Annotated in this window: 17 protein-coding genes; 10 read left to right on the top strand and 7 right to left on the bottom strand. The window is 44.8% G+C overall.

Features of this window, described 5'->3' with window-relative positions; translation table 11 throughout:
* Nucleotide 1: 1 nt before the first annotated feature.
* Both sucD and ACOGW3_RS18835 read right to left on the bottom strand, forming a co-directional pair.
* Nucleotides 2-892: a succinate--CoA ligase subunit alpha gene (sucD, locus tag ACOGW3_RS18840; RefSeq protein ID WP_419904377.1), complete on the bottom strand. Its 891-nt coding sequence runs from the start codon at nucleotides 890-892 to the stop codon at nucleotides 2-4.
* On the bottom strand, nucleotides 889-2,100 hold the full coding sequence (locus tag ACOGW3_RS18835; RefSeq protein WP_419904376.1) for a malate--CoA ligase subunit beta: 1,212 nt from the start codon (nucleotides 2,098-2,100) through the stop codon (nucleotides 889-891). Before ACOGW3_RS18835 ends, sucD begins: the two co-directional genes overlap by 4 nt.
* Before the next feature lie 303 nt (nucleotides 2,101-2,403).
* Here ACOGW3_RS18835 and ACOGW3_RS18830 point away from each other — a divergent pair, with 303 nt between their 5' ends.
* Both ACOGW3_RS18830 and ACOGW3_RS18825 read left to right on the top strand, forming a co-directional pair.
* Complete coding sequence (locus ACOGW3_RS18830; RefSeq protein WP_419904375.1) at nucleotides 2,404-3,084, top strand: LuxR C-terminal-related transcriptional regulator; 681 nt, start codon at nucleotides 2,404-2,406, stop codon at nucleotides 3,082-3,084.
* Nucleotides 3,085-3,254: 170 nt separating this feature from the next.
* On the top strand, nucleotides 3,255-4,232 hold the full coding sequence (locus ACOGW3_RS18825; protein WP_419904374.1) for an HpcH/HpaI aldolase/citrate lyase family protein: 978 nt from the start codon (nucleotides 3,255-3,257) through the stop codon (nucleotides 4,230-4,232).
* A gap of 95 nt (nucleotides 4,233-4,327) precedes the next feature.
* On the opposite strand, the gene ACOGW3_RS18820 is transcribed toward ACOGW3_RS18825, so the two are convergent.
* Nucleotides 4,328-5,227, bottom strand: coding sequence for a LysR substrate-binding domain-containing protein (locus ACOGW3_RS18820; RefSeq protein WP_419904373.1), 900 nt, complete (start codon nucleotides 5,225-5,227; stop codon nucleotides 4,328-4,330).
* A gap of 181 nt (nucleotides 5,228-5,408) precedes the next feature.
* Between ACOGW3_RS18820 and ACOGW3_RS18815 the strand changes: the two genes are divergently transcribed.
* The 4 genes from ACOGW3_RS18815 to ACOGW3_RS18800 all read left to right on the top strand — a co-directional run bounded on the left by ACOGW3_RS18815 (nucleotide 5,409) and on the right by ACOGW3_RS18800 (nucleotide 9,662).
* The gene (locus tag ACOGW3_RS18815; protein ID WP_419904372.1) at nucleotides 5,409-6,071 is read left to right on the top strand and encodes a hypothetical protein; all 663 of its coding nucleotides are present in this window, start codon (nucleotides 5,409-5,411) and stop codon (nucleotides 6,069-6,071) included.
* Nucleotides 6,072-6,137: 66 nt separating this feature from the next.
* A complete protein-coding gene (gene ltaE, locus ACOGW3_RS18810; RefSeq protein WP_419904371.1) occupies nucleotides 6,138-7,196 on the top strand; it encodes a low-specificity L-threonine aldolase in 1,059 nt (352 codons plus the stop codon).
* Between the two features lie 114 nt (nucleotides 7,197-7,310).
* The gene (gene gcvA, locus ACOGW3_RS18805) at nucleotides 7,311-8,228 is read left to right on the top strand and encodes a transcriptional regulator GcvA (RefSeq protein ID WP_419904370.1); all 918 of its coding nucleotides are present in this window, start codon (nucleotides 7,311-7,313) and stop codon (nucleotides 8,226-8,228) included.
* A gap of 255 nt (nucleotides 8,229-8,483) precedes the next feature.
* Nucleotides 8,484-9,662: an aromatic ring-hydroxylating oxygenase subunit alpha gene (locus tag ACOGW3_RS18800; protein ID WP_419904369.1), complete on the top strand. Its 1,179-nt coding sequence runs from the start codon at nucleotides 8,484-8,486 to the stop codon at nucleotides 9,660-9,662.
* Between the two features lie 75 nt (nucleotides 9,663-9,737).
* Here the strand turns inward: ACOGW3_RS18800 and ACOGW3_RS18795 are convergent, their stop codons facing one another.
* Together ACOGW3_RS18795 and ACOGW3_RS18790 are read right to left on the bottom strand one after the other, a co-directional pair.
* Entirely contained in the window at nucleotides 9,738-11,288 is a 1,551-nt protein-coding gene (locus ACOGW3_RS18795) for a trimethylamine methyltransferase family protein (protein WP_419904368.1), read from the bottom strand.
* Between the two features lie 166 nt (nucleotides 11,289-11,454).
* On the bottom strand, nucleotides 11,455-12,468 hold the full coding sequence (locus tag ACOGW3_RS18790; RefSeq protein ID WP_419904367.1) for a GlxA family transcriptional regulator: 1,014 nt from the start codon (nucleotides 12,466-12,468) through the stop codon (nucleotides 11,455-11,457).
* 334 nt (nucleotides 12,469-12,802) lie between these two features.
* Here ACOGW3_RS18790 and ACOGW3_RS18785 point away from each other — a divergent pair, with 334 nt between their 5' ends.
* Complete coding sequence (locus tag ACOGW3_RS18785; RefSeq protein ID WP_419904366.1) at nucleotides 12,803-14,185, top strand: MmgE/PrpD family protein; 1,383 nt, start codon at nucleotides 12,803-12,805, stop codon at nucleotides 14,183-14,185.
* 213 nt (nucleotides 14,186-14,398) lie between these two features.
* On the opposite strand, the gene ACOGW3_RS18780 is transcribed toward ACOGW3_RS18785, so the two are convergent.
* Nucleotides 14,399-14,545, bottom strand: a complete 147-nt coding sequence (locus tag ACOGW3_RS18780) for a hypothetical protein (protein WP_419904365.1) — start codon at nucleotides 14,543-14,545, stop codon at nucleotides 14,399-14,401.
* Here ACOGW3_RS18780 and ACOGW3_RS18775 point away from each other — a divergent pair.
* From ACOGW3_RS18775 to ACOGW3_RS18765, 3 genes are all read left to right on the top strand, one after another.
* On the top strand, nucleotides 14,532-15,764 hold the full coding sequence (locus tag ACOGW3_RS18775) for an ISL3 family transposase (RefSeq protein ID WP_419904364.1): 1,233 nt from the start codon (nucleotides 14,532-14,534) through the stop codon (nucleotides 15,762-15,764). The genes ACOGW3_RS18780 and ACOGW3_RS18775 overlap by 14 nt on opposite strands.
* Nucleotides 15,765-15,879: 115 nt before the next feature.
* Nucleotides 15,880-16,614, top strand: a complete 735-nt coding sequence (locus ACOGW3_RS18770; protein ID WP_419904363.1) for a substrate-binding periplasmic protein — start codon at nucleotides 15,880-15,882, stop codon at nucleotides 16,612-16,614.
* Nucleotides 16,615-16,781: 167 nt separating this feature from the next.
* Nucleotides 16,782-17,528 (top strand): substrate-binding periplasmic protein, encoded by a 747-nt coding sequence (locus ACOGW3_RS18765; RefSeq protein WP_419904362.1) that lies wholly within the window; start codon nucleotides 16,782-16,784, stop codon nucleotides 17,526-17,528.
* Between the two features lie 73 nt (nucleotides 17,529-17,601).
* Here the strand turns inward: ACOGW3_RS18765 and ACOGW3_RS18760 are convergent, their stop codons facing one another.
* Entirely contained in the window at nucleotides 17,602-18,945 is a 1,344-nt protein-coding gene (locus ACOGW3_RS18760) for an NAD(P)/FAD-dependent oxidoreductase (RefSeq protein ID WP_419904361.1), read from the bottom strand.
* Between the last annotated feature and the right edge of the window lie 74 nt (nucleotides 18,946-19,019).

Raw genomic sequence — 19,019 nt, 5'->3', positions numbered from 1 at the left:
TTTACGAAGCCTTGGCTAAGGATTGAGCGACAGTTTCACCGATCATGGATGGATCAGGAGCAATAGATGCACCCACTTCTCGTAAGATCCCAACCTTTTCATCGGCACTTTCACCAAAGGCTGTAATAATCGCGCCAGCGTGTCCCATTGTCCGTCCTTTTGGAGCACTCAACCCGGCAACATAAGCCACGACAGGTTTGGTCATGTGATCACGAATGAAATCAGCAGCTTCAGATTCCTGTGGTCCACCGATTTCACCAATCATAACAACAGCGTCTGTTTTAGGATCTTCTTCGAACAATTCAAGAATATCCTTAAACGAACTTCCGTTGATAGGGTCTCCGCCGATACCAACTGATGTGGATACACCAATACCCAGTGCTTTCATTTGCGAAGCCGCTTCGTACCCAAGTGTTCCAGAGCGACCAACAATGCCAACGTTACCAGGTAAATAGATATGTCCTGGCATAATACCTAGAAGTGCTTCACCTGGCGTAATAGTTCCCGCACAGTTTGGTCCCGTCAGGCGCATCCGCTCGGCTTTTGGGTATCTGCGCATGTAACGTTTAACGCTCATCATATCCTGAGCAGGAATTCCGTCGGTTACGGATACACAAAATTTGATACCTGCATCAGCGGCTTCCATAATAGAATCTGCTGCGAAGGGAGGAGGGACAAAAACAATACTGGCTGAAGCGCCAGTTTGCTCCACAGCTTCCTTAACGGTGTCAAATACGGGAACGCCATTGACGATTTCGCCACCTTTACCAGGAACAACTCCGCCAACAATGTTGGTACCGTATTCACTCATTTCCTGACTATGGAAACGGGCGATCTTTCCACTGATACCGTGTACTAAAACTCTGGTGTCGCGATCTAACAAAATGCTCATGATGCCATTTCCTGTAAAGTCTTTGGCTTAGTTTCTGTTTTGGTACTGTTTTTCCATGCCTCAACCGAACGCTCAGCTGCTTCGGCCAGAGTGCTTGCACGAATAATCGGAAGTCCGCTACTGGCCAAAATCTTCCGGCCTTCTTCGACCTTTGTGCCCGCAAGACGTACAATGACAGGAACATCGACAGGGTTATTTTCAAGTGCCTGAACGATACCTTCGGCTACCCAGTCACAGCGATTGATGCCTGCAAAAATGTTAACCAGAATAGCTTTGACGTTTTTGTCAGCCATGACGAGGTTAAAGGCTTTTGCCACGCGTTCTGGAGATGCACCGCCACCAATATCGAGGAAGTTTGCAGGCTGTCCACCGGCAACTTCAATGATATCCATCGTTGCCATGGCTAGGCCTGCACCATTAACGATACAGCCAATTTCACCATCGAGAGCAACATAACTAAGGCCGCGATCTGCTGCATTAGACTCTCTCTGATCTTCTTGTGACTTGTCACGAAGCTCAGAAATGTCGGGATGGCGGAACAGGGCGTTATCGTCAAACGTCATCTTTGCATCAAGTGCGATAATGGCACCTTCGCCCGTTACGACGAGTGGGTTGATTTCAACCATTGTTGCATCAAGTTCGCGGAACGCGTTGTAACAACCTTTGATCGTTTCAACGGTTTCTGGGATCTGCGCAGCCTCGATATTCAACTGAAAAGCAATTTCACGAGCCTGGAAATCAAGCATACCGGCTGCAGGCTCCACGATTGAGCGAACGATACTTTCCGGGTGGCTTTCAGAAATCTCCTCGATTTCCATACCACCAGAAGCTGATGCAACAACCATGATGCGTTCTGTTTTGCGATCTAGTACGAAAGCAAGATAGATTTCGCGCTCGATGTTTACCGCTCCTTCGACATAAACCCGGTAGATAAACTTGCCATCCGGGCCAGTCTGTTCAGTCACCAAGCGCTTACCAAACATTTGGTTTGCGGCTTCAAACACCTGTTCTTCATTTTCGCAAACCTTGACGCCACCAGCTTTACCGCGGCCACCAGTGTGTACTTGGGCTTTTACCACCCATTTGCTGCCACCAATTTCTCTTGCCCGGTAAGCTGCCTGTTCAGGACCGTAGGCTAATCCGCCGCGGGGAACAGCGACACCGAAGTTCGCTAGGATACTTTTAGCCTGATACTCATGGATATCCATGAAGATTCCTTCTCCGAAAAATCTTAAACTCTGTTCAACTTGCCTGTGTTCTACGTGGCTGGTGTTTTTTAAATCGGCCTAATGTTCTAAGCTTGGGGCATTGTTTGCCCTGGAACTTGAAACCCTCGATCCGTTATTTTTTACTATGAGACGACGAAAGTGATTTTGATACAACACCCCTAATTACTGCTTTTGAGTAACCTGATGGGTAGGTAAAAACCCATTCCTAAAGGTTGCTTATTGAGTTAGGTAAGCGTATCATACTGCTCATAGGGGTAGGTATTTGCTTTTTGAGAAGATATTATGGCGGTTTTGAATAAGGCGTCGTCGGTCGCGGGACAACCGATAAATGTGGCGCTAGCGGATAGTAATCCCTTGATGCTTTCTGCATTGTCTGAGTTTTTTGATCGGGATCCTCGTTTCAGCCTCGTAGCATCGGTGGGGTCTGCTGAAAGCTTTCTTGAAATCACTTTGCTATCCACTTTTACCGTTGGGGTTGTTGATTGGACATTGCCAATGTTGGGCGGAGAACGTTTGATTGAAATCATACGTACTCAAGAAGCTCCGCCCCGGATTGTTGTTTATGCCCAAGGGGATAACCTGGATGTTCCCCGCCAGGCCATGGCTGCTGGCGCTGCTGGTTATTGCTCGCGAAGTGAACCTCCGGAGTATTTGCTTGATACCGTCGCAAGGGTTGCCAAAGGGGGGATGGTGTTCCCATTTGTTGATGTGCGAGATTTACGTCAGGATCCGATGCATTCTCTCACCAAGCGTGAACGCGCCTTGCTGATTTCTCTGGCTCAAGGCCGCACAAACAAAGAACTTTCCCGCGATCACGGCATATCGCTTAACACAGTCAAATTTCATCTTCGAAACCTGTTTGGCAAGCTATCTGTCAGCAACCGGGCGCAAGCAATAGCCTATTATTATTCGACCCAATCGGGTCAACGTTTGTCGTTTTCAAGCGATGACGAAGAAGCATAATTCTTCGTAAATTTGTCAAAACTCATATCCGAATTTTCAATCCGTATTCATCCGATTCGAGAGTGAAAAAAATATTCACTACGTGAAATAAATCCACTTGACAGACATCCTGTTTTTAATTGCTAATGCCTTTCCTATACGAACCCTCTCGGAATAGGATGTCCCAAAAAATGAGTTTTCAAACAATTGAACAAGCCCCAGCACGGCTGAACAGAAGCGAACTGGCTGTTCCCGGAAGTCAGCCTCAACTATTTGAAAAAGCTGCACAATCATCAGCAGATGTGATCTTTCTCGATCTGGAAGATGCCGTAGCACCTGATGAAAAAGAGCAAGCCCGGAAAAATATTATTCAAGCTCTGAATGATATCGATTGGGGAAATAAATCCATGTCCGTTCGTATCAACGGACTTGATACCCACTACATGTATCGTGACGTGGTTGACGTGGTTGAACAGGCTGGCCAACGCCTTGATTTGATCATGATTCCAAAAGTAGGAACAGCTGCTGACGTCTATGCAATCGACATGTTGGTCACGCAAATTGAAGATGCAAAAGGTTTGAAAAAACGGATCGGTTTTGAACATATCATCGAGACAGCCTTGGGAATGCAAAACGTGACTGAAATCGCGGCGGCAAGTCGAAGAAACGAATCGTTGCACTTTGGTGTTGCTGATTACGCGGCATCGACGAGAGCACGCACCACTATGATAGGTGGAGTTAATCGTGATTACGCTGTTCTGACAGACGCCGATGGTGATGGTAACCGTGATGTCCATTGGGGTGATATGTGGCACTACGCAATCAGTCGTATGGTTGTTGCTGCTCGGGCCAATGGCCTCCGCCCTGTAGATGGTCCTTTTGGTGATTTTTCTGATGCTGCTGGCTTCAGTGCAGCTGCCAAACGCGCTGCCGTTTTGGGTTGTGAAGGTAAATGGGCAATCCATCCATCACAAGTTGATTTGGCAAATGAAGTAATGAGCCCAAGCGAAGAAGAAGTCTCACGTGCACGGAGAATCTTGGAAGCTATGGCCGAAGCTGAAAAAGCCGGAAAAGGCGCTGTTTCTTTGGATGGTCGTTTGATTGATTACGCTTCAATTCGACAAGCTGAAGTTCTGGTTGGGAAAGCGGAACAAATCTCCCAAGGATAGATAGTTATATGCTGAGGCGGTGTTCACGACGGTTTATTTGTGGGCATCGTCTTTTCACAAAAACAATTAAATATGTCAAAACAAGCAATACACCCTTAGGTAGTTGTTCTGGATTTCTTTGTTTTCGATAATATCCACTTTCTAAAAGTTTCTACTTTTTTTGTATTTGATTTTGTATTTGGTGAAATCAGGTGATAGCCGCTCGACGGGCGTGCTATGTGAGGGGGTGCCAGTGTTAATCTTCCACTTGCGAGTTCCCGTTGAATTAAAATTATCGGCAGCATTGAAATACCATGGCCGGCAATAGTTGCTTCAATAATCATTTCGAACTGTGAAAAAAATAATCCGCTCTGCATTTCTGGCTTTTTTATCCCAGCACTTTCAAACCAGATATCCCAACTCAGCGGGCGAGTTGTGTGCTGAAGAAGACGATGGGAAGCCAACATGTCTTCTTTGGGAGACGAATTTGTAATGAGTTCAGGTGAAATTATTGGGGCAAGCTCTTCAGGCATCAAATAGTCATGATGACACCCTGACCACGGAGGATCCCCCTGGACTATTCCAATATCGACAGTATTTAAATCTAACTGGTTATTGTCCTGGTAAGTAATTGTATTGGTGTTGATATCTGGAAACTCAGTTGCAAAAGACATGAGGTATTCGAGGAGCCATCTCGACCCCAGAGTAGGGTATGTGCCAATGTTCAATCCACCACTAATGTCTTCAAATGATGGCATCCTTATGGTCTCGACTTCCAACGTTTCCAGCAGAGGTTGGATTTGTAACAAGTAGTGCTGACCGGCAGTCGTTAATTTTACTCTTTGCCGGATCCGTTCAAACAGTTTTTGCTGGAGAAGTTCTTCTAAAATATGAATCTGTCGACTGACCGCACTTTGGGTCAGATTAACGTCGATAGCCGCTTGAGTGAAATTCTCATGTCTTGCAGCAGATTCAAAACAAATCAAAGACATTGTTGAGGGAAGAGTACGGCGCATTGCTCTCTACTTATAATCTAATAATCAACTTAACAGTGTTTAGATTATTTCAAAATTCTCTTGTTAGCTAGGGAGTTAATCAAATTTATTCATCAACTAATGAAAAAAAGGCGTTGTACTTCATAATCAGCTCTGTGCCATGGTTATATCTGATGATAATTCTATGTATAGGGTTTTGGGTATGTCTTTAGACCAAATAAATAACGATCCTGATGTTATCAGTATGAAATCCTGGATGGCCGAGGATCGGATAACAGACAGTGTTGCTTCTTTTGTTCCTGGAAATGGAATTGAAAAATTATCTCTAAACTTTGATATTCAACTCTTGGATGAAGCTTTGGACCAAGTCCTGGAGATCACTAATTTTCAAGGTGATATGCAGGACCAGGGCTTTGCAGCTATTCCATTAAACCGTCGTCCTGGCGAAGATGTTACAGCGGCGAATGATTTGTCTGGGCGTTATTGGTTAAGGGCAGATGATCGCTACATAGAAGAACCCCGCGAAGATATCGTTGATGAAATCGCTTTCTCAGAATTTAATCCGATGTTCAAGGGTACCTACTTTGAAAAGGTTCATGAGGAATTGTCAAAACGCTTTCCAATCGGTCGTATGCGTATTCTTTCCAAAGGGTTATATAACTGTAATTCTTGGCATAGAGATCCAGAACCCCGATTGCATATTCCCTTGGTGACGAACCCAGGTGCTTTGTTTATTGTCAATCACCATGTCACACATTTACCCGCTGATGGGTCAGTTTATTTCACAGATACCCGTGGGTATCACACGGCCTTAAATGGCGGTGAACATAATCGAATACATCTGGTTGCAGCCTTGGCCTATTAATGGTCTTAATTAACTAAAGTATTAAAAAATAAGAGTATTGGGAGTTTACACTAAATGTACGCAGGAATGACTGGAAAAGCCCGCAAGGGAAAACAAAGCACTGACCCTTTTTTGGATTTTCGTAGTGATACAGTGACCCTGCCATCGACCGAAATGCGTGCTGCTATGGCTGAAGCTGCTGTTGGTGATGATGTTTATGATGATGATCCTACCGTTAAAGCCCTAGAAGAAAAACTGGCAAAACTAGCCGGCATGGAAGCTGCTTTGTTCTTTTCCACCGGGACCCAGAGTAATCTTGCTGCGCTTTTGTGCTATTGTGGTCGCGGAGATGAATATATAGCAGGAGATGAATACCATATTTTTCGGGATGAAGCCGGAGGAGCCGCAGTCCTCGGAGGTATTTCTCCTTTTCCTTTACCGACAAATGAGACTGGTGGCATAACTGTCGGACAAGTTGCAGGGGCCGTTAAACCGGATGATCCCCATTGCCCTATAAGCAAATTGCTCTGTTTGGAAAACACCGTCTCTGGTCGCGTTCAAGACCAGGATTTAATTAAATCTCTCTCAAAGACAGCTAAAAGTAATGGTTTGTCCGTACACCTGGATGGGGCACGTATATTCAATGCCGCTGTAAAAACAGGCCTGTCACTGGAAGAGCTATGTGAACCCGTTGATAGTGTTTCGATTTGCTTGTCTAAGGGGCTCGGTGCCCCAGTTGGATCAGTTCTTTGTGGTAGTAAGGATTTGATCCGCCGGGCAAAAAGAATGCGTAAAATTCTTGGAGGAGGGATGCGGCAGGTCGGTGTTCTGGCCGCATGTGGTCTCTATGCCTTGGAACATAACATCTCACGCTTGTCCGATGACCATGATAACGCCGTGCGACTTGGCGAAGGATTAAGCGAGATCCCAGGGGTAGCCGTTAATCTATCTGCTGTAGAAACCAATATGGTTTTCCTAAACCCTGGTGAAGGTCACCATGAAGCATTAAGCGAATATCTGGCTGAAAATGGCATCCTGATTGGCATCCAAATCCCAGAGATCAGACTTGTTACACATTTGAATGTTAATCGTGAAGCCATCGATTATTTCATTCAAAAAACCAAGGATTATTTCGCATCTCGTTAAAAATGTTCCAACTTAATTGATTTTAGTAGGTCAAATACGGTTTTTGAGATAGAGGTCTGTTAATAGGTTTAACAGGCCTCTTTTTATGTGAAGCCCAAATTTTCGGGAAAGCGTATGAAATTATCTCCCTTACCTCCCTTAAAAAGTCTCGTTGCATTTGAAGCAGCAGCACGACATCTCAGCTTCACGGCTGCCGGGCTAGAACTAAACGTGACCCAAGGAGCGGTTAGCCGGCAAATCAGGCAACTGGAGAGGTATTTGGGTAAGACTTTATTCGCCCGAGTTAATCCGAATATCCACCTTACCCCAACAGGTGCCCAATACTATCAAACAGTGCGAAGTTCGTTGGAAGATGTTGCCTCAGCTACGGGTGAAATCATCCAATGGCAAGGTGGTCGCCAATTAACCGTTGCAACCACTTACGCGATGGCCTCACTGTGGCTACTTCCCAGAATATCCCGTTTTAAGAAAAGGTATGAAGATCTGGACATTCGTATTCTTGCGTCTGATGCCCAGCAGGATTTTAAATACCCTGAATTTGATGTCGGGTTGTTCTATGCACGCAGCTTTCCACCAAATCTCAAAATAACTCCTTTGTTTGATGAAGAGGTTTTCCCGGTATGTAGCCCGGATTATCTCGAGAGAAATCAGAGCATTAATAAAACGACAGAACTTTCAAAAAGCTCGCTCTTGTATCTGGATAATTTACCAAACGAATGGATCAACTGGCCAGAATGGTTTAGGCGCGTAGGCGTATCCCCTTCAGATCCGAAAACACGGATTAATATCAACAACTACCCTATGCTTATTCAAGCAGCCATTGGCGGGCAGGGGGTTGCACTTGCCTGGCGTCATCTCGTTGATGATTACATCGAAAGTGGCGAACTTGTGAGGCCAGTAGATACAGTCTTAAAAACGGAAGCTAAGTTTTGTTTGCTGGAACCCGAAGAAGGGCGACACACCAAAGGTAATGTCGCATTATTTCGCAGTTGGATTATGGAAGAGCTTAGCCAGAATCGAATAGGTGAGTGAGGTAAGGGGGCGAATTTAAGAAATTTTCGAACTTTCTTCATCTCATCATAATTCCTAACGGTTACGAGGCCGAAATATAAACACTAGAGATTTCCACGTTTTTCGCCAAACCTACTCGTACCTATGAGAAAACATCATGAGGTAAGAGCATTAAAATGATTTGGTGAAATCTCTAAAAACACTTCAAAATTCTCTCTAAAGAATAAAAAGGACGCCGTATTTTAAGGATGTCCCATTACGTTTTGGAGAATGAACATGGAACAGAATCCTCTGGTTTCACAAGAAAGCCTGAAGTCCGTCCTAAGGCCAATCGAGCAAGCACATGGCATGCCAAATGCGAGTTACACGGATAAGGACTTTTTCCCCATTGAACGGGATACAGTGTTTGGAAAAACCTGGGCCTGTATAGGCTTTGCAAGTGATCTCCCAGCTAAAGGTTATGCAAAACCTATCGACTTTATGGGGTTACCATTGGTCGTGCTTCGCAACCGTAAAGATGAGCTAAATGTTTATCACAACGTTTGCAGTCACCGTGGCCGTAAACTTGTCCAAGAAGAAGCGCCAATTAAAGGGATGATCCGGTGCCCTTACCATTCATGGACCTATGATTTAAATGGAGGGTTACGTAGTACGCCTCACATCGGTGGTGTCGGCGAACACACCGCTGAAGGTTTTTCATGTGAGGGTAATGGCCTGCGTGAAGTGCGTTCGGCCATTTGGATGGATATGATTTTTGTCAATCTATCAGGTGATGCGCCATCATTCGAAGAGCACATTGCGCCACTGGAACAGCGCTGGAAACCTTTTTGGGGAGAGAGCGGCCTCAGTGAACTTCGTCGGGTCCCCTCTGAAAGTGGCTTGGAAATAGAAGTAAAGTGCAATTGGAAACTTGCTGTCGAGAATTATTGCGAAAGTTACCATCTGCCCTTTGTGCACCCTGCCTTAAATACCTATTCTCGCCTGGAGGATCACTATAATATCGAGCAGGACGACCGGTTTGGAGGGCAGGGCAGCTTGGCCTATAATCTGGCAGATACAGCAGGTACAAAACTGCCAATTTTATCACAATGGCCCGAAGATAAGCTTAGGCATGCTGAATATATCGCCGTTTATCCAAATGTTTTACTCGGTATTCAAGCTGATCATGCCTTTGCAATGTTATTAGAGCCAGTAGCTCACGATAAAACAATTGAACACTTGCGGGTTTATTTTGTTGGGGATGATGCCACAGGGGATGACTGTGCAATCAGCCGATCAGCGATATTGGAATCTTGGCGCGTGGTGTTTGACGAAGACATTGCAGCTGTTGAAGGAATGCAACTCGGACGCAGCTCACCCGCCTTCCAGGGGGGTGTTTTTTCACCCGTAATGGATGGACCAACTCACCATTTTAACAAATGGGTCGCTCAATCCCTTTTTGAGGCACAAAAATAACTACAAGAAAGGGGAGCCAGATATTCATCTCCGGCTCCCCTTGTATAATAGGATCAATGAACTTGAGGGTTTCTATTAGAGAAACCGATCCCAAAATCCTTCAGGCTGCATCTCATGCTTTGGCATTAAGACATTAAAATGTTTGCGTAAATCATTATCTAATTCGTCTGATAATATCTTGGGCCAATGGTTTGTTAAATGTTCCTTTGCCTGCTCAATGGCCATTGCTCGCAGGTCATGTTCTCCAGAAGCTTCCCAGTCGTCTCTGGATGCTCGATCCATTAATTGCGGGTAGAGATATTCGCTATTCATGAGCTTTAGGGTTTGAGCATGACCAAGGAAATGATTGGGGCCCGTACAAACATCGTGAATGACATCGATAGAGAGGGTTTCCTCTGTCACCTCTATCCCACGCACCATACGCATAATGGCCCCGTTGATATCATTGTCGATGACATATTGCTCGTAGGCGACAGTCAACAAGCTTTCTAAGAAGCCTGCAGAGTGGTGAATATAGTTTGATCCTGCCAAGGCAGCAGCAAGACCAGTCAAACTTTTCTCTGCACCAGCCTGGGCGTCCGGTATTTTAGAATCAGATATTCCTGAAGAGTTATAAATAGGTATCCGAAGGTGCTGTGATATCTGAGCACAAGCCGCATTCAGCAGTGAAAATTCACCAGATCCTCCTGTGAAAGAGCCTGTTCGTAAATCTGCCTGAGCAGGAACACAGCCCATAATGAGAGGAAAGCCTGGTTTGATCAGGTTTACATAAACGATCCCGGAAAGCTGTTCTGCAAGCAACTGTACCAAAGTACCTGCCAGAGCAGCAGGGGAGGTTGCGCCTGCTTGCGGAGCAGAAGAGATAACGACAGGAATATTATGCTCAATCGCCTCATCCAGGATTTCTACCGTTTCCATGGCATAACGAAGAGGGCTAACCGTCCAGCAGGCGGTAAAGGAGATGATCGGTCTTTTATCAAAAGCCTCGGCACCCCCGGAAATCATGTTTGCCATCATCCGAAGATCCTTAACCTTTTCAGGTAGATAGGAATTGGCCATGACATGTTTGTTTGTCGCCGCAAGGCAGGTATAGAATTGGTTTACGTCAATATCTTCATTTTCAAGGTCACGGCAAACAACGGGACGCATGTAAAAGTGAATGTTATCAAGTTTATCGACCAGGCGACCAATGTGATAGTTATCACTGGTTATGGTCTCCCTCATTCTCCCGTTAAGATCGAGCAGCTTAACCGCCTGGCCTCCTGTACCCATGTAAACCCTGGCACTACCGAGATGTAGGTCATGTTCAGGAGTTCTGCCCGCCAGTAAAACTTCATTGGCCATGGTTTTCATGGCTTTTTCGACAAGACTGCGTGGTATAAAAACGCGGTTGATACTTGGATCAACACGGCATCCCGCATTTTCGAATGTCGTCCGACATGGACTTTCGGCAACCTCAATACCTGTACGTTCCAGAACGGTTATTGCGGCTTCAAAAATTCGTTCGACTTCACTTTCAAGAAGGGGTTTGTATCGCCCTCCCATTGCTCCGGAAGGTGCTACAGGAGCACTTATTTCTGTTTCTTTATGTCCGTCGCGGCCCCGGCGTCCAGGTCTTCGTGCCATTATCTCATCCTACGTGATCTCAATTGGTGAAAGTGACTGTTTTTCACTGTTCTCTTCATTGAGCCTAGGCCAAGTCTTTCTCACGAAAATGTCTGAGGCGACGTGGATTTGTCTTTTAACGACCAGAGGGTAACTCTATATTTTGATATGATTTTAACTGATATTATCAGCTCGGTTTGTTCTCAACTCTTTCGTGCTCCGGCGTTCTCTCTTCACTTGGAGAACGGCCAAATTGCTTACGATAACTTCTGGAGAAGTGCGAGAAGGAAATAAAACCACAAGCGACGGCGACTTCTGATACAGGCATTGCAGTTTGACGTAAAAAATAACTCGCCCGCTCCAGCCGGAGCTGAAGGTAAAATAGAGATGGTGAATTTTGCAGATGTTTGCCAAATAACCTTTCCAACTGTCTTACAGATACCTTTGCTGCATCTGCGAGCTCTTGGCGCGACATTGGCTCCTCCAGGTTATCCTCCATTAACTTGATAACATCCAGAAGCTTCGGATTGTGAATGCTATAACGCTCGACCCAGTCGTTTCTTTGCGGTTCTTCTGGGGACCGCCCCGTTCCATGTAAAAACTGATCTGCAACAGCCGTTTTAGCACTGTTTCCAAACTTTTTTGCAATCCAAACAAGGGCAAGATCAAAAGCTGCTGTACCGCCCGCACAGCTAAAGTGTTTATCGCTGACTTCATAAAGCCGGTTGGTTACTTCCAAAGTTGGGAATAACTCTCGAAAACTTTCTTGGTTTTCCCAATGCAGGGTACAAGGCGTGCCCTCTAACAGTCCTGCCTTTGCAAGGAAATATGTTCCTGTAGAAATAGCTCCCATCATACGCCCCTTGCGGGCTTCTTGCCTGAGCCAGGCTATGATGGCATCACTGGCATGGTAACTAACATCTATTCCGGTACAAACACATATAGCATCGCAATTAGTAAGCTGGTCTATAGATTGATCGACAATTATAGAAGCCCCATTGCTGGCCTGAACAGGTTTGCCACTTTCGGATAAAAATATCCATTTAAAGTATTCATGACCGACCAGCCTGTTCAAAGCACGTAACGGCTCTATCAAACTGGAAAAACACATCATGGAGAAGTCAGGAACAAGCAAGAAGGCGATAGTCATCTCATGCTCTTCAGCTTCTTCAAAACGTATTTGATTGTGGGACTCAGTCATTTCTTATCCGATGACGGTACTGTTAAGTATACTGGTAAATCAACAATGCCAAAAAATCACTCTACAGCAAGTAAAACTATCGTGGTGATTTTTATATTTTCCCGGGCCGAAAAATAACAAAATTAGGTCGTTCTGGGTCACTTGAACATCCGTCGTTCAATAAGAATATATTAGTTTGCGTTGAATTTTTAAGTATCAAAATGCCAAATAAAGTTGATCCTTTCGTCGGTACATTCGTTACTCCCCAGCCTTCGAGATCTATTCCGCATCATTTGGTTCGTGATTTCACACGTTAAATCTGAACTAATATCTGTACCCAAAAGGAACTGGCCACATGTCAGCCGACAACAACATTTTATCCTTTATTCATAACACTAAGTTTGAAGATTTACCCCAGGCTGTTGTCGCAATGGCTGAGCGCTGTTGTCTGGATCTAATAGGTGTCACGGTTGCTGGTCGACACACGGATTTGGCACAAATTATTACAGAACATGCATCATCTTTTTTTGCGGCGGGCAAAGAAATCTCTACGATCGCGTTTACAGGACAAACGGCTAGTCCTGTTGGGGCAGCACTTGCGACAGGAATGACCATAGATGCTTTTGATGCTCACGATGGTCACCGCCTTACAAAAGGTCATGCCGGTGCTGCTATATTGCCTGCGCTTCTTGCCTACTCCTATAGTCTGGACGAAGAGGGATATAGTATTGATGGGCGTGAATTTCTCACCGCTCTAACCATTGGTTACGAGGTCAGCTTACGCGCAGGTATTGCTTTACATGCCACCGCTTGTGATTACCACACGTCAGGGGCTTGGAATGCGATCGGGGCTGCTGCAATGGGGGCACGACTACTCAAGTTGAATGAAGAGAAAACCCGTCATGCCTTAGGTATCGCTGAATATCACGGTCCCCGTAGTCAAATGATGCGTTGTATCGATCATCCGACGATGTTGAAAGATGGTTCGGGGTGGGGCGCAATGGCAGGCGTAAGTGCAGCCTATCTCGCACGCTCTGGCTTTACGGGAGCCCCAGCGATAACCCTGGAAGGCGACGATATCGCGCCTTATTGGGAAGGACTTACCCAGGATTGGGAGATACTGGCGCAATATTTTAAACCCTACCCCGTTTGCAGATGGGCTCAACCCGCAATACAGGCGATGTCGGATTTGATGGAAAAGAAATCCTTGGACCATCGTTCAATTGAAAAAATTGAAATTAGAACTTTCCATGAAGGACTTTGTCTCGCTGGACACAATCCAAAGACCACTGAAGAAGCCCAATATGCAATTGCTTTTCCTGTCGCGGCTCTCATTGTTCGAGGTAAAATTGGTGCAGAGGAAATCGCTTCCGAAGCTTTGAAAGATCCAGATATTTTGAAACTCAGCAACAAAATACACCTAAGCGAAACTGATGAGTATAATGCTCGTTTTCCTGGGGAACGTTGGGCGGATGTCACCATTTCATTTAGTTCGGGAGATGAAATTACAACCCCAGCAGCCTGTCCAGTCGGAGATCCAGAAAATCCATTAACGGATGAGCAAATCCTGACGAAATTCCATGCCTTGTGTCATGGTTCACTCCACCAAAAAACAGCGAATGATATCGTCTCCTCGGTTACACATCTTAAAGATGATCCAAGGGCTTTATCAAACCTGCTGGCATTACTAAAGCATCCGGTAACATCAGATGGTTGTTCTCATAAAAAAGAAAAGTAACAGTTCATAATTCACGTCTGGCCCGCCACTCTTTCCAGCACAAAATAGTATTTGACCAAATATTCCTTAAGGGTGCTGGAGGAAGATTTTTCGGTGTAATTTTTTCGGCGTAATTAAGGATATGAATAGTTAGGACAAATTTAAACCCCGTTCTACTTCTATATTCAGCGGTTGAAGAGAGATGCTTACTACGTTCAATCTGGAAACTGCAAACTAACGGATCTGTGTTTCCATTGGGAGATAGAAAAGACGGCTCTTCTCCGCTTTGTTGAGTAGAAAAAGATGCCGACCGCCAAGTAACCTGTTGATATGTATGGTTTCTGATAACTTTACATAGAGCAGGTATATGACAATCAACATCTCGCAGCATATTTTAGGCCTCAAAGGGCAACGTGTAAATGAAATTAAACTGGATGACGGCGGTGTTAAGATTGTCATTCACTGCAGCCGAGACGCGCGTAGGAGGGCTATAGACCCTGCTACAGGCCAGAAGGGAAGCATCAACCAGCATGTCCGCCGACAAGTAAACGACATCCCCCTTTTTGGGTATCCTTGTGTGGTCGAGATTGAGCTGGCGCAGGTTTATATTAACAAGGGCGAACGCCGCATTGAGGGGTGTGATTTTGTTGATAAAGGGTGCCGTTTCACTCACCGATTTTGCCGACTGATCAGTGGATTATGTCGGCATATGTCTATTCAAGCGGTTTCCAGACATTTGGATATACGATGGGAAACGGTCAAGAATATCGACAGGGCATACCTTATTGAAACTCTCCCTACGCTTGATCCTGCAGAGCTAACTGGCTTGGAATATATTGGTGTAGATGAAGTTGCCCGGGCGAAAGGTCATGACTACATGACGGTGGTCTACGATATGGTTGGCGGTCATCTGATCTGGGTTGAAGCAGGCCGAACTGCCGAGGTTTTTTCAAGGTTTTTGAAACAACTGCAACCAGATACAGCCTGCAAAATAAAGGCCGTAGCGATGGATATGGGGCCTGCCTACCAAAAGGCTGTCAGAGAGTCCTTGCCGTTGGCCGACATAGTATTTGACCGTTTCCACGTCATGAAAAACTACAGCAAATCTATCCATAATCAGCGTCGACTTGAGTTCAGAAAGGCCGATCCAAGTGGTAAAGAGTTGATGAAAGGGACACATTATCTGTTGCTCAAAAATGCGGATAAGTTGAGTGAAAAACAAAGTGACAAGCTGCAAAGGTTGCTGGAGAGCAATAGCAACCTGAATGCACTTTACGTCTTGAAAGAACAGCTTCAGCTGCTGTGGAGTGCCGCTTCATTTGAGGCGATGGCGGAGCAACTGGAACGTTGGTGCCTGATAGCAGATCAGTCACAGATGCTCTATCTAAAAAAGTTCGCGAAATCCCTACGGAAACATTGTGTGGGCATCTGCAACTACGCCAAACACAAGCTCACAAGCGCCAGGATAGAGGCTGGTAATGTCAGTATAGGAATGATCCGTAAGCGAGCCAGAGGCATCAAGGATACCGAATACTTCAAACTCAAAATTAGACAATCATCCATTCCAGATAATCAATCTATGCTCTATTTGAAATCCTAAATCTACTCAACAAAGCGGAGAAGTGCCGAAAAGACATTCTAATTTGTTAACCAAATAATGTTATGATGAAAAAGTTATAGGCAGCAACAAGGCGATATTGGTCATGATAAACCTAGTGAAATCACCATTGTCTATTTTCTTTATATTAATCTGTATGACGAGCATAACGCGGGCCCAAGAAAACGTGTTGACAATACATGCAGTAAACTACCCACCCTATGAAATTGAAAATCCAGATGTCGACAGCCTGCTCGGTTTTGATGTCGAGGTGGCTGTTGAAGCCTTTAAAAGGGTCGGGCGACGAGCCAGAGTCGAATTTCGACCTTGGAAGCGTATCGTGGCCATGGCCAAAGCTGGTACAACAATGGCGATACTGTCATGCGGGAAATCAGCTGGTCGCGAAGAATATATTTATTATTCAGAGCCCATTAGTACCGCAACAAGAACCTATGCCGCATCGATCGATTATTCTAAGGATGTTCCCAGTTCAATAGAAGAAGCTCAAGGCCAGAAAATTTTAGTTGTAAGTGGATATGTTTCAGAGAAAGAGTTAGCGGCTGCGGGTGTAGATTTTGAACCCATCATTGATGACGACTCAGCTTTGCGTGTTTTAATAAATCGTGATTTTGATCTCTTTTTTACCACAAAAGAATTCATCCAATATGTTGCAGGCGGGCTTGGTCTTTCAAAAAAACTTCAATATTTTGATACTGGAAAACAGATTCCTTATCATCTTTGTTTTAGTAAAGGATGGCCCGGTTCCAATACCTTGCGGGATATATTTAACAAAGGGCTAGCTGAAATTCGGGCCGACGGCACCTATGATGCCATCCACGCCAGATATCAATAGCAGAGACAAATAAGTACGGTTATGTAAATCTCATTTTATCCATGAGTTACTCTAGCCTGTAAGGGCTAACCTTTCTGGAAAAATTCAAAGACGAGATAGTCTCTACAATTTCTATGGTAATATGAAATATTCGTATTTGGTTGAGCAGTGGTAAGGCAGTATCACTCATGAGAAACTTTATATTATCAATATCATCGATCTTTTTCGCCTTTGCCTGCATAGCGAAATTATCGCAGGCCCAAGAGCCTATTCTTACCATACATGCTGTTGATTTTCCACCATATGAGATTGAAAACCCTGGTATAGACAGTCTGCTTGGTTTCGATGTTGAGGTCGTAGTTGAGGCTTTTAGCAGGGTAGGGCGACAAGCAGTTGTCGATTATCGGCCTTGGAAGCGTATCGTTGCGATGGCAAAATCTGGCACGACAGTTGCCATGTTGTCTTGTGAAAAATCCCCTGGCCGGGGTGAATATATTAATTTTTCAGATCCAATTAGCAAAGCGACCAGAACCTATGTTGCATCCGCTGATTTTGAGGGCAAAGTACCTCGCACAATGGAAGATGCCAAAGGTATGAAAATCCTGGTCATTAGTGGATACGCAGCCGAGAAAGAGCTTAAGGCAGCAAATATAAATTATGATCCTATTATCGATGACACATCAGCATTACGCATTCTTTTAAATCGTGACTACGATTTATTTTATACAGCGCGAGAGTTTGTTGAGTATATTGCTGATGGGTTGAAGATATCAGATAAAATTCAATATTTTGATACTGGAAAGCAGGTATATTTTCACCTTTGTTTTAGTCGAAAGTGGGTAAATTCTTTAGCTTTACGGGATTTATTTAACCAGGGATTAGCAGAAATCAGGGCGGATGGTACTTATGATGCTATCCATGCCAAATATAAATAAGAAATGAAAACCAAATAAGAAAAGGGAGCCTAACGTAGCTCCCCCTTCCTGTATTTATCTCACAAACTCTAGATTAGCTCCATGGGAAGGGGCTATTGCTTACGGGGTGTAGCTTGCCTTCGGTATAACGGCTTAAGCGGAATGGCTCGAGAAGAGCGGATTTTTCACCCAGAACTTCCTGAGCAATAAGGGCGCCAACACCGATCATCTTATAGCCATGGTTAGAGTCTGCGATGATTGTAACGTTTTCACGAAAATGATCGAAGACCGGGAAACTGTCGGGCGTGAAGCAGCCAAGGCCACCTGAAGGTTCGTTCCGGTATTTGACAACCTGTCCCTCAAAACGTTTTTGGCAAAATGCCAGAGCAGACGTCCACATATGGGCAAAATTATCGTCTACGATAAACTCTGGAGACTTTGGTCCATAAGGATCGATGTTCACGTCGCTAGCATCTTTATCAATTTTGTACGGCATAGCACCGCCTTGAACACCATTGAAATGGAAATCAGGTTTATAATAGATCCCCCACATTTCATCCGTAATCAAGGAGCCGTCAACATCTGAATAAAGAGGTTCGTCAGTATCGACATGGATCACCGGGGGCATATTGCCGTTGTTATCCATCAAGAAGTCAGGTTCTACACCCAATACGCCTTCTTCCAGGGCCCAATAACGCCACATTGGGATGTCTTTGTGGGTTTGGCCATCACGACCTTTTATATCCACGGTATTTGGAAGTTCGAGCATATCCCAAATGGTTTTAACCCAAGGGCCGACACCAACGATCACGTGGTCGCACTCTACTTTACCTTTATTCGTCTCAACACCAGTTACTGCCGAAGACCAATTGCAAAAAGTAAAGCCTTTAACTTCAACACCGGACAAAATACGAACACCAAGATCCTCAGCTTTTTTGGCCAGACCGTAGATTGCTTTGGTGTTGTTGGCATAGCCCCCACGCTTTTCATGGAGGATGTTTGTTATACCCTTAGCCTGCCAATCATGGAAAATGTTTTTCATATAAGACATGCACTTATCGCTGCCTTCTATGAAATCAGATGAATATCCAATCTCTGCCTGCTGGCGATGAATTTCAGCACAATCTTCATGCATGGATTCAGGACTGATTTGCAAATACCCAACCGGATTATAACTGAAAGCTTCTTTATCACTTTCCCAAACATCAACCGAATGAGCCATAAGTTCGCGCATTGCAGGTTGGAAGTAGTTGTTGCGAACAACACCGCAAGCGATGCCACTTGCTCCTGAAGCAATACCATCCTTGTCGATGACAAGAATGTCCTTTCCGCCACCCTGGCCTTTAGCTTCTAATTTTTCTGCTAAATTCCATGCGGTGGATAGGCCGTGAATACCAGCCCCGATGATGATGTATTTCGCTTTCGTTGGAAAAGCCATTTGTCCTAAACCTTTAGCTACAGAGACATGTTGTTATTTAAATTCTCAAGCAGTTTAGGTTTATGTGCATTCTT

Origin of the sequence: Kiloniella sp., from assembly GCF_965205715.1 — a bacterium.
Taxonomy (GTDB): Bacteria; Pseudomonadota; Alphaproteobacteria; order Kiloniellales; family Kiloniellaceae; genus Kiloniella.
This window is presented reverse-complemented; position numbering and strand designations above follow the sequence as displayed.